This is a genomic window from Salibacterium aidingense DSM 18341, assembly GCF_000429685.1.
GTDB classification, from domain to species: domain Bacteria; phylum Bacillota; class Bacilli; order Bacillales; family Marinococcaceae; genus Salibacterium; species Salibacterium aidingense.
This window is the reverse complement of record NZ_AUCI01000011.1, coordinates 124,284-134,876: the sequence shown is the minus strand read 5'-3', so window position 1 is coordinate 134,876 and position 10,593 is coordinate 124,284. Positions and strand designations below refer to the sequence as shown.

Here is a 10,593-nt window from a genome sequence, read left to right as displayed (position 1 = left end):
TTTATTGTACAAACATGATAGAACGCTTCATGTCGGAAATCAAACGCCGAAGCAAAAAGAGTGTCACCTTCCCTACCGAACGGGCGGTGGAGAAAATGATTTATCTCCAATGCATTCGGTTTAATGAGAACAAACAACAAACGGCTCACGGCTTTGCGAAGAAGAAGGCAGAGCTTCAACAAAAGTTTTGGGAAAAATATGGAACCACGAGCTAAAATGAAAAATTCCTCCCACCTTCCCCTAGGGGAAGGTGGGAGGAATAAAAGAAATAATTCTAGTGTTCATAAAGGGTCCCTGCCATCTTACACAAAATTATTGACGTGACCCCACGGACCGCTCATTCTGCCATTTAACGGAACAAATGTCCGTAAGCAAAGGGGTCTGCCTGTCCTGCCGCCCCTCTTCTAATGTAGACGGTTCCTTTTTACCCCAGCTCTCTATTATTCGTTTTCCGCTTCTACCACATTCTTAAAAAAATAAGTCGAGTCCGAGGGTTCTGATTCAATGCTGCCCAGCACGTAATAGTCTAAATCTCTGTAGATTTCTGATAACCTTAACATCTTTTCGTTTTCGGCATAACTTTCTATTTCTCCGGTGTTTTTATCCAAATCCTGCCATAATTCATATGTTTCTTCCAAATCCTTTTTTACAGCCTCATTTTCAACGATGTCCAGCACCTTTTCAGTATAAGGAATATAGCTTTCCAATGTCTTATCCAGATGGTTGTAATAGGAGAGATCTTCATCATCGCCCCATTCGATGTATCCGTTCACTCTTTCCTTACCCTGCGTTATCAAACGTCTTACTTGTTTATGAATACCGGAGAATTTGTTTTCTTCTTCCGTCATTTCTAGATACCGTGGCTGTGGTTTCAGCCTCTCTTTGATGCCGCGTTCTTCTACTTTTTCCGAACGACCGTCTCCGTACGTTTCTTCGGGGAAGTTTTGATATACATACACGTTGAGAACTTTTCCATTTTCAAATTCGTCGTCCGAATAATGCTGCATGTGAATATGAATCCCATCTGTGAAATAATTCTCACTGTTCGGATATCCCCGCACCATTAAGTCTTCGAGCATCCTTTCAAACGTAAACCCTGTTGTGTCCGGGGACTCCAACGAAAACTCAAGAAGCGCCACGTAATCATCGATCCATTTTTCTCCCGCTGGCCCCCTGATTCTTGTTCCCAACTGCATCTCGCCCCTGTCGAACCAGGTATCGCGCGTATAGTGCTCCACGGAGATATGCTCTTTTAAGTCAAATTCGACCCTCTCTTCTCCCGGTGGTTCTTCATGAGAAATATCCTCCTCGTAATTATTTTCTTTTACAAAGTGCTGGAATCTAGCTTCTATGTCCGCGTTGTTGTTGCATCCTGTTAGGATCACAGCTGTCAGGGCTGCTATGATGATCCCTCTCATGCTCTCCCCCCCTTTTTTTATGCTGTCGTCTTTTCTCTATTCAGCATTTCCCCCATTGTTCACCTTTTCTCCATTTATAAACCCTTCCAACAGGGTGAGTTCGAAAACCAACAACTCTGGATTGGGATAAGGTTTTTCCTTGAGATAGGCAGGCAGGGGCATCCGGCTCTCCTAGAATAGCTGCATCAGTGTTTCTTTTGTTGGAAGGCCTTGGGTCATAAAACCAGACCCCAGTTCGTCTTAAAGGCCTCCTACACCGTCCGTGCTCCAGCTTGAACGAGTCGTGTGGTTCAATCCTTCTTTTAATATAGAAATCATGTTCTCAATTTATCAGTCCAAAGACGTGATAAACATACATACGATCCCTCCTACCAGACAAGATCGTTTCTTACGAGAAACCTTTCGTTAAACAGCATTGGGACCCCTTCCCCGTCACGCTCGGCGTGGATATGGAGATGCGGTTCAGTGGTGTTGCCGGAATTGCCGACGACACCGATGGGATCTCCCTGCTGGACGCTGTCTTCTTCGTCCACCGCCAGACTTCCTTCCTGCATATGAGCGATATAGACCTGGACATCCTCGCTTTCACAAGTAATCTGAACGTAATTTCCCGTCGGTTCTTCTGCATTTGTCTCGGGCGGTATTAGATCCGGAAGGCTGTTCCGGCTTTCCTCGATCTCCCCGGCACATGGACTATATAAGTCTTCCCCGTAAATGCGGTAGGCGTCCAGGTTCTCGGGATAGATTCGGGCGGCTCTTGAACCGATGGCATTCAGCTCTACGATATCCAAGGCGAACTGCTGGGCGGGATGGGTATTGTGGTAATTGATTTGGGGATGATTGCCGCCCTGCCCGACGTAATACACGCCGTTTTTCAGCGGAAAGGCCAGTTCTACCGCTTCCTCATCGGTGCTGTAGCCACCGAAAATCCAGACATTATACATGCCGAAAATCAGCAGGAGTACCGTATAGATGCCGAGCGACCATTTCTGATTCCGGGAGTACGCGCTGCGAAATGGCAGTGATTTTACTTTTTTCCATGTGTACACCAACAGCACAAGCAGTACGAGAAGCCACCCAAATCGCAGGTAAAAACTGAACCAGTCCCACGGCTGCGCGAAGAACAGCCAGCTGATAAAGGCTGTTGTAAGCAGCCCCTGCACGAGCCACTCGAGTTTGCTTTCAAACTTTCCTCGTGCCAGTGATATCATGAATGCCGCCGGTAAAAGGAACTGAAAGACGATTAATTGGATAATAGTCAGCGTCATGGTTTTCCTCCTGCCCTCTGCTTTCTGTCCTTCGATATTATTTCTCTTCCACCATATCATAGAATTTGGAAACGGAGGCCGCCTTTTTATTCCTTTTTAAGTTATGAAAAGATTGTAGTGGAATGTTATAAATCCCAATAAACCACCATAAACATGTATTATCAGCATAGGAAAGAGGAGGGTTATATGGTTTATGAAATATTGTTAGATGGTCAGCTGGTTTGGCATATTCCATTATTAACGGTCGTTATTTCTGCTGCTGTGATTTATACGTTTCTCATAAAGCGTTGGACCACTATAAAAATGAACGAAAAGCAGCCTCTTCTGTTTTTACTCGGCCTGGGTATCTTATACATAACGACGGGCAGTCCTTTCGCGGTGATGAGTCATTTGGCTTTCAGTCTGCATATGTTCCACATGAGTATATTGTACTTTATCATTCCGCCGCTTCTTCTCTTGGGAATTCCTGAGCCGCTGTTTCAACAAATAGGCAGGCATCCCATCATTAAAACGGGAAGTAAGTTATTTTTGCCCCCTATGATTGCTTTAAGTGGTTTTGCCGTCCTGTTTCTGATGTACCACACCCCGCTGGTTTTAGAAGGTCTTTCCCAATCGCCTTTCCTTCGGGATGGCTATACCTTTGTGCTTTTCCTATTATCTTTTAGTATGTGGTGGCCTCTTACAGCACCTGATCCAAAGCAGCGCCTGGACAGGAAACGAAAGAAACGGTTTGCCTTTTGGAGCGGTGTTTTCATCATGCCGGCTTGTCTCCTGTTTATTTTCAATGCCTTCCTGAGCGGCATGAACAATCCTTTTCTTTCCGAGACAACGGCCCATCTTTGTTTACCGCCAGGGACTTCCCATACGCTGCTGCCGCCTTTTTTCAATTCAACCTCTGATCAATTAACAGCGGGCATGCTTATGTTAGCGATCCATAAAATGGGGTTACTTCTGGCTTCTCGTTTTGATAATAAAGGAGGAGGCCATCGGTTTCCCCGCTTCTTTGTTATAAATAAGGGAAGTGATTCATAGAATGCAGGTAAAATCATAGAAGTGGTGAGGATCATGGAAGAAACGAACGATCTGGAGATCAGGGGAATGCATTGCGCTGCTTGTGCCACAAGAATTGAGAAGGCCGTTTCAAAAATAGAAGGGGTCACAGAGGCTCATGTAAATTTAACAACAGAAAAGGGGTATTTCACATACGATAAAGAGCAGACGGGAATGTCTGACATCATAAATAGAATCAATAAAATCGGCTTTCAAGCCAGCAAGACCACCGGGCAGACGGACCGGGCAAAACATAGAGAAATCCGGACACTCCAATGGCATTTTATCGTGTCTGCCCTGCTTACTCTGCCGCTGGCATGGGCCATGCTGGCACATTTCAAATGGGGGGCTTTTCTTTATATACCAGAGCTCTTTCTGCATCCGCTATTTCAACTTGCCATTACCATTCCTATTCAATTTATCATTGGGTTTGCATTTTATGAAAGAGCCTGGAAGGCCTTGAAACAGGGAAGCGCTACTATGGATAGTTTAGTTGTGTTAAGTACCTCCACCGCCTTTTTCTACAGCCACTATTTAACGTTTACTTCTTTTCCCACGGCCCGGGATGCTCATTCTCTCGGATTGTTTTATGAAACCAGTGCCTTTATCATCACCTTTATTTTACTCGGCAAAGTACTGGAAGCAAGAACGAAAATGAAAACAACGGAGGCGGTAAAAAAGCTGTATCAATTGCAGACAAAAACAGCCACTTTATATAAAAATGGGGAAGAATCGAGCGTTTCTGTGGACCATATTTTACCGGGAGATATCGTGGTCCTTCGTCCTGGAGAAAAGGTGCCGGTGGATGCACAAGTCCTACACGGAACTTCAACGGTGGATGAATCGCTGTTAACCGGAGAAAGCATACCCGTAGAAAAACGGGAAGGAAACGCCATATACGCTGGCACCCTGAATAAGAATGGATTATTGAATGTGAAAGTCACGAAAAAAAACACGGAAACGACGTTGGCCCACATTATCCGCATTGTGGAAAAAGCGCAGGTTTCGAAAGCACCGATTCAGCATATCGCGGATAAAATTACAGAGGTATTCGTCCCGATAGTGATTACTACGGCCTTGGTAACGTTCGCCATATGGTATATGATGTTTCAGCCGGGTTATATTTATGGGGCGCTTGAAAAAGCGATCGCCGTCTTGATCATTGCCTGCCCCTGCGCCCTTGGACTTGCGACCCCTACGTCTGTGATGGTTGGAAGCGGACGAGCCGCACAGCTGGGTCTTCTTTTTAAAGAAGGACGATTTCTTGAATTATTAGGCAGAACCAATATAGCAGCCCTGGATAAAACGGGAACCATTACAAAAGGACAACCACGGGTCACCGACATATACGTTGAACCCAGAAGTCAAGATGGGTTCTTCGAAATCATCGGGGCAGTGGAAAATACGTCAGATCATCCTTTAGCCAAAGCGATCGTCACAGAAGTGAAAAAGCGGGGATATCCCCTGCCCCGTGCCACGGACGCCCTCTCTTTCCCGGGATACGGGGTTCAGGCCTCGGTCCACGGTAAAAAAACGGTGATAGCTAATCCAACGTATTATAAAAAACATCCGGTTTCTCTCCCTAAAAAAGCAAAAAAAATGGGGAAAGAATGGGAGCAGCAGGGAAAAACAGTGATGATCGCTTCGATCAACTCCCGTTTTGCCGGGATGATTGCCATCGCCGATGAAATAAATCATTCTTCGAAAACAGCCGTATCCCGTTTGAAACAAATGGGGATGAAAGTGATGATGCTGACAGGAGATAACAGAAGTACTGCCGCCGCTGTTGCGAAAAAGGCGGGAATCAAAAAACATTATGCAGAGATGACACCCGCGGAGAAGGCAGACATCATACACCAAATGCAGCAGCAGGGCAATAGAGTGGTGATGGTGGGAGACGGTATTAATGATGCCCCGGCGTTAACGGCTGCCAACGTCGGGATTGCGATAGGGACAGGCTCCGATGTGGCCGTGGAATCAGGAGACATCACCATCGTCAACAATGATGTAAACCGTGTCGCCGATGCTATCACCATCAGCAAAAAGACAACAAGAAACATAAAACAAAATTTTCTATGGGCCTTTTTGTATAATGTTCTCATGATTCCCATTGCCATGCTCGGGTTTCTGGCCCCCTGGCTGGCCGGCGCTGCCATGGCCGCGAGCTCCGTCTCCGTCGTGTTGAATTCCCTTCGATTGAAGAGGATGAAAATATAGGTACTTATTGAAAAATAGAAGAATATTCAATAATGAAAAGAGACGGTCTAACTCGGTGGCTTTTCCCAATTCGACAGAAAAGGTTAGTGCTTATGTACTTCGGAGAGCTTTTATATCTCATGAGGAACTCAACCAATGAAAAGAAGCATATATCCCTAATCATCATCGAATCAACTAAAAATGGGCTTAAGTCCCGTCAAGAACTCAAACTATATACTATAACACTAGCTTTTGAGGGCACTCTCCCTGGGAATTACTTTTTCCTCTCCCGATTTGAACGTGCGGGAAGAATATTAATAACATCCATTTCACAATCACCTTCATAAATTGCATAAAAATTACATAGTTTAACATGCGATGCCGGCTATTTCCGTACGTAAGACAGCGCAAGCCTCTAAATGGTCCCTGCTCGACCACCTTCCCATGGAAAAGAAGATAACAACCGATCCATTTCATCAATCATGTTATCTTCTTTAGAAAACCACCATTCAAGCACGTCTTCTCCTTGATCCAAAAAGAAGGCTTGGATGTGATCCAAGCACCTGTAAAATCTTCTGTAAAATAAACCGAAAACTTCTGGTTACCTTCTGTCATGCCGCGACTCCTTTAATTCTTCCGCGGTATAACGGCTCATATCCGGGTTATTAAGAAAACGTTGCAGGATTTTTTTAAATCCGGATGCTCTTCAATTTACTGTGCCAAATTATCGGGCTCTTCCTCCATGTGGAGTTACAATATTCATTAGCATTTTTGATTTTGCTACTCGAAGGAATCAGCATAATCTTATTCAAGATTGGCTCATTAAACGAAAAATTGGACTAAAGATTGAAAAATCAATCATCAATCCATAGTTCCTAAAGTTAATGACATGGATTACTACAGCGGTTTTAGTTCGGACTCTACATTCATCACAGCAGACTTTTGATATTGCTAATCCCATAAGGATGTACTTATCCAAACTTACGTTTAAATTCTCTACCTGCGAAGAAGTAAGCGACGATTATGATACCGACACACCAGGAAAGCGCGATCCAGATATCATTGCCAATTGACCCTCCATACAAGAGGGCACGAATCGTATTCACGATTGAAGTGACGGGCTGGTTCTCAGCAAATCCCCGGACAATTTTAGGCATGGTTTCAGTGGGAACAAAGGCCGAACTGATAAACGGCAGGAAAATCAGCGGGTACGAGTAGGCTGTCGCCCCTTCCATAGACCCTGCTCTCAATCCGGGAATGAGCGCCAGCCATGTCAGCGCCAGCGTAAACAGCCCGAGTATCCCAGCTACCGCGAGCCAATGTAGGATATCCGCGCTGGAACGGAAACCCATCAAGAGCGCTGCGAGGATAACCACCACGACAGTAAGTGTATTGGAAACAAGCGAAGTCAACACGTGAGCCCACAATACTGACGAACGCTTGATGGGCATGGTAATGAAACGCGTCATCAGCCCGCTCTTTACATCCGTAAACAGGCGCAAGGAAGTGTAAGAAATGCCGGATGCGATAGCCATCAGCAAGATTCCCGGTAATAAATAATTGACGTAATTATCTGTCCCTGCCTCTATGGCTCCGCCAAATACGTAGACAAACAACAGCATCATCATAATCGGCGTAATTGCCACCGTGATAATCGTATCCGGGCTGCGCATGATATTGCGCATTAAACGCCCTAATAATACTCCTGCTTTACTTTTCATTTACTTCTCCTCCTTTTTGCCGATGATTTCGAGGAAAATTTCCTCCAATGTCGGCTGCTTCTCGATGTATTCCACTTTCGCTGGCGGGAACATCTCCTTCAGTTCAGTAAGGGTACCGGTCGTGATGATTTTTCCGCCATGCAGGATGGCGATACGATCCGCCAACTGCTCGGCTTCCTCTAAGTACTGGGTCGTCAGCAAGATGGTTGTGCCGCTGCCGGCAAGCTCCTTGACGGTATTCCAGACTTCAATCCGCGCTTCGGGGTCAAGCCCTGTGGTTGGTTCATCGAGAAAAATGACTGCCGGCTTCCCGATCAGGCTCATAGCGATGTCAAGCCGACGCTTCATTCCGCCAGAATAAGTGTCGGCACGGCGGTTGGCTGCATCGCTCAGGCTGAATCTTGCAAGTAAATTGTCGGCGACTTGAACTGGATTGGAGACTCCCCGCAACTTGGCAATCATCATCAGATTTTCCCGCCCGGTTTGCATGCCGTCTAAAGCTGCAAACTGTCCTGTCAGGCTGATGCTCTGGCGAACATGATCCGGTTGACGCTGAACGTCAAAGTCGCAAATACTTACTTCGCCGCCATCTGGCTTCATCAGCGTGGAGAGGATGTTGACTATCGTTGTTTTGCCCGCTCCATTTGAGCCCAGCAGGGCGAAAATTTCTCCATGTCGTACCTCAACATCCACCCCCTTTAAAACTTCCTTGTCTTTAAATGATTTTGTTAACCCTTCTATAGAAATCGCTGGATTATTCATTCTTTTTTCCTCCTCTTATTAAAAGCACAGCAGGCCCCTTGTGAGATCCTGTAATCACTCCATTTTGCAATGCGGAGCAATTATCCGGCCGGGCGCCGTACGGAGCCGGCTTGCCTATAATTCTCTACTTAGTATTACTTGTAATCTGTATTACTTATTACAGGGGCAAAAATAAAACTGAATAGGGAAAGCAGCCAGCCATTCACGTTTGTTACCAGCTATTCAGTCGATATTATCTATTGATTTTCTTTTTCGAATCGCCACATGTTACTCTAATTGAGATCTTCATCATATCAGCCAGACGAAAGTCCGCCAGGATTTCACCGTCAGCTGCGGCCAATCGTATCGTTCAACTTCGAGCGATGTTTGTCATGCCAGGTTTCCGCATCCTTCACTAGTTCGTCGCAGAAAGAGGCCACGTCCTCACCTGTGAGGTCTGTCACTTTCCTGCCTTCTGCGGCACCTTCCTCGAATAAATCAAGAATACCGCCAAAAATACGGCTCATGTCCTTCCAATCCGTAAGACAGCCAGAGGTCCACATATATTTTTTGATAGCGTTGTAGGCCTTGCGGTATTCATTTGGAAGTGCCTTTGCACGGGCCTCCATCGACTTCCATTCCCGTTTGTTTTCCAGACTTCCTATCATTTTTTCCATCATATTCATATTGCTTCTCCTTTTGATTTTTGATTTTTGAGTTCGTTTATTTTGCTTGAGACAAAGTCCCACTTTTTCCAAAACATTTCAAGATGTTCTTGACCTGCTGCGTTAAGTGTATAAAATTTTCTCGGCGGTCCCATAGTGGATGGCTTTTTCTCGATGTTCACCAGATTGTTTTTCTCCAGCCGCATGGTAATCGTATAAACAGTGCCTTCAACTACATCCGTGAAGCCAAGTTCCCGCAGCTGCTGCGTGATTTCATAGCCGTACGTTTCGCCGCGGCTGATGATCTCAAGCACGCATCCTTCAAGCACCCCTTTCAGCATTTCTCTGAAATTATCCAATTTTTTCCCTCCATTTTAATTCTTTTTTCTATATCCAATATTTCCCGGACTCGAGCAATACTTTCGAGTTTGGGAGATTAGCGCAATACTTAGGCTAAATTCCGATAGAATGTTACCGTCAACAACTATGATTTTTCTATTTTCCCCTATCTCTACCAACTACTTGAACCACCGATATTTAATAGAGATCAGCCCGCATTTTTGACTCTTCAATCAGGGCATCGGAGAAAGCAGCAACATCTGTTCCTGTGACTTCAAGTACCCTTTTCTCAGCAGCTGCGCCTTCTTCAAAGAAGCTGAGAATTTCCGAGAGCAGTCCGATACCCTCATTCAGCTCAACAGAACCAACTTTGAAAAGATATTTTTGGATCTCTTTATAGACAATTTGGTAATCCGATGGAAGCGCTTTGACACGCGAAACATGGGCTCTCCATTCTTTTTTTCCTTCGATGATTTCTTTAATACTCATTTCACGCCTCCTAATTTTCTTGCTACGTTCTTGTTGAGTTGGTCACGCCATTTATCTCTATACGTTTTTGCGCCTTCATCCCCAACAAGCGCTGCGCAGAAACCTTTGATATCGTTTCCCAGGACTTCTTCGATGCTCTGGCCGTCTGCTGATGTAACTTCAAGCAGTTCTAGAGCACTGTCAAGAATCGGCATCAGATTACGACCGGTGAAATCTCCGTGAATCCAGAGATTATTATTAATTTCTTTCCAAGCCGTTTGATATTCAGCTGGCAAGACTTTTGCTCGTGCTTCAAACCCTTTCATTGCTTTTGTCATATCGCTGCCAATTATTTTTTCTGAAAAGTTCATTGCAGTCTCCTTTATTTTAGTTTGCTTGAGTTGAATTCCCATTTATTCAAAAGGCTATAAGATGCTTTTCACCTGCTGCGTTGATTGTGAAAAAATTTTCCAGGAAAATCCCATAGTGGATGGCTTTTTCTTGAGGTTCATCTCAAGCCGCATAGTCATTGGATAAACGTGCCTTCAACCTCATCAGGGAAGCCAAATTCTCGCAGCTGTTACGTGCTTTCAAAGCCGTTCGTTTCGCCATGGCTGAGCATCCCTGATGTTCCAAACTATTTCCTTCCATCTGTATTTTTCTATAATTTTTCAGTAGTCTGTATCACAGGTATATTGTTATACAGATAATAAGTATTACTTATTAC

12 protein-coding genes are annotated in these 10,593 nt (G+C 44.9%); 3 read left to right on the top strand and 9 right to left on the bottom strand.

The genetic code is table 11. The annotated features are described in order from the left end of the window. Positions 1-215: transposase (locus G475_RS0112555; protein WP_211233927.1), on the top strand; the 215-nt coding region annotated here is incomplete at its 5' end. Between the two features lie 225 nt (positions 216-440). On the opposite strand, the gene G475_RS0112550 is transcribed toward G475_RS0112555, so the two are convergent. Together G475_RS0112550 and G475_RS0112540 are read right to left on the bottom strand one after the other, a co-directional pair. Continuing rightward, positions 441-1,418: a hypothetical protein gene (locus tag G475_RS0112550; protein ID WP_026701598.1), complete on the bottom strand. Its 978-nt coding sequence runs from the start codon at positions 1,416-1,418 to the stop codon at positions 441-443. 368 nt (positions 1,419-1,786) lie between these two features. After that, on the bottom strand, positions 1,787-2,686 hold the full coding sequence (locus G475_RS0112540) for a M23 family metallopeptidase (RefSeq protein ID WP_026701597.1): 900 nt from the start codon (positions 2,684-2,686) through the stop codon (positions 1,787-1,789). Positions 2,687-2,872: 186 nt separating this feature from the next. On the opposite strand from G475_RS0112540, the gene G475_RS24965 reads away from it, so the two are divergent. Together G475_RS24965 and G475_RS0112530 are read left to right on the top strand one after the other, a co-directional pair. Next, complete coding sequence (locus tag G475_RS24965) at positions 2,873-3,718, top strand: cytochrome c oxidase assembly protein (protein WP_051302475.1); 846 nt, start codon at positions 2,873-2,875, stop codon at positions 3,716-3,718. A 33-nt stretch (positions 3,719-3,751) separates the two neighbouring features. After that, positions 3,752-5,953, top strand: a complete 2,202-nt coding sequence (locus G475_RS0112530; protein ID WP_026701596.1) for a heavy metal translocating P-type ATPase — start codon at positions 3,752-3,754, stop codon at positions 5,951-5,953. Positions 5,954-6,347: 394 nt separating this feature from the next. Here G475_RS0112530 and G475_RS27215 read toward each other — a convergent pair whose 3' ends face one another. From G475_RS27215 to G475_RS0112490, 7 genes are all read right to left on the bottom strand, one after another. After that, positions 6,348-6,491, bottom strand: coding sequence for a hypothetical protein (locus G475_RS27215; protein WP_156911685.1), 144 nt, complete (start codon positions 6,489-6,491; stop codon positions 6,348-6,350). 412 nt (positions 6,492-6,903) lie between these two features. Then, complete coding sequence (locus G475_RS0112515) at positions 6,904-7,653, bottom strand: ABC transporter permease (protein WP_026701594.1); 750 nt, start codon at positions 7,651-7,653, stop codon at positions 6,904-6,906. After that, positions 7,654-8,415, bottom strand: a complete 762-nt coding sequence (locus G475_RS0112510) for an ABC transporter ATP-binding protein (protein ID WP_026701593.1) — start codon at positions 8,413-8,415, stop codon at positions 7,654-7,656. 326 nt (positions 8,416-8,741) lie between these two features. Next, complete coding sequence (locus tag G475_RS0112505) at positions 8,742-9,080, bottom strand: DUF1048 domain-containing protein (RefSeq protein WP_026701592.1); 339 nt, start codon at positions 9,078-9,080, stop codon at positions 8,742-8,744. Beyond that, positions 9,077-9,418: a PadR family transcriptional regulator gene (locus G475_RS0112500; protein ID WP_026701591.1), complete on the bottom strand. Its 342-nt coding sequence runs from the start codon at positions 9,416-9,418 to the stop codon at positions 9,077-9,079. The genes G475_RS0112505 and G475_RS0112500 overlap by 4 nt, the downstream gene beginning before the upstream one ends. A 178-nt stretch (positions 9,419-9,596) precedes the next feature. Continuing rightward, positions 9,597-9,887 carry a DUF1048 domain-containing protein gene (locus G475_RS0112495; protein ID WP_026701590.1) on the bottom strand — a complete coding sequence of 97 codons (291 nt, stop codon included), beginning with the start codon at positions 9,885-9,887 and terminating at the stop codon, positions 9,597-9,599. After that, positions 9,884-10,237, bottom strand: a complete 354-nt coding sequence (locus G475_RS0112490) for a DUF1048 domain-containing protein (RefSeq protein WP_026701589.1) — start codon at positions 10,235-10,237, stop codon at positions 9,884-9,886. Before G475_RS0112490 ends, G475_RS0112495 begins: the two co-directional genes overlap by 4 nt. Positions 10,238-10,593: the final 356 nt, after the last annotated feature.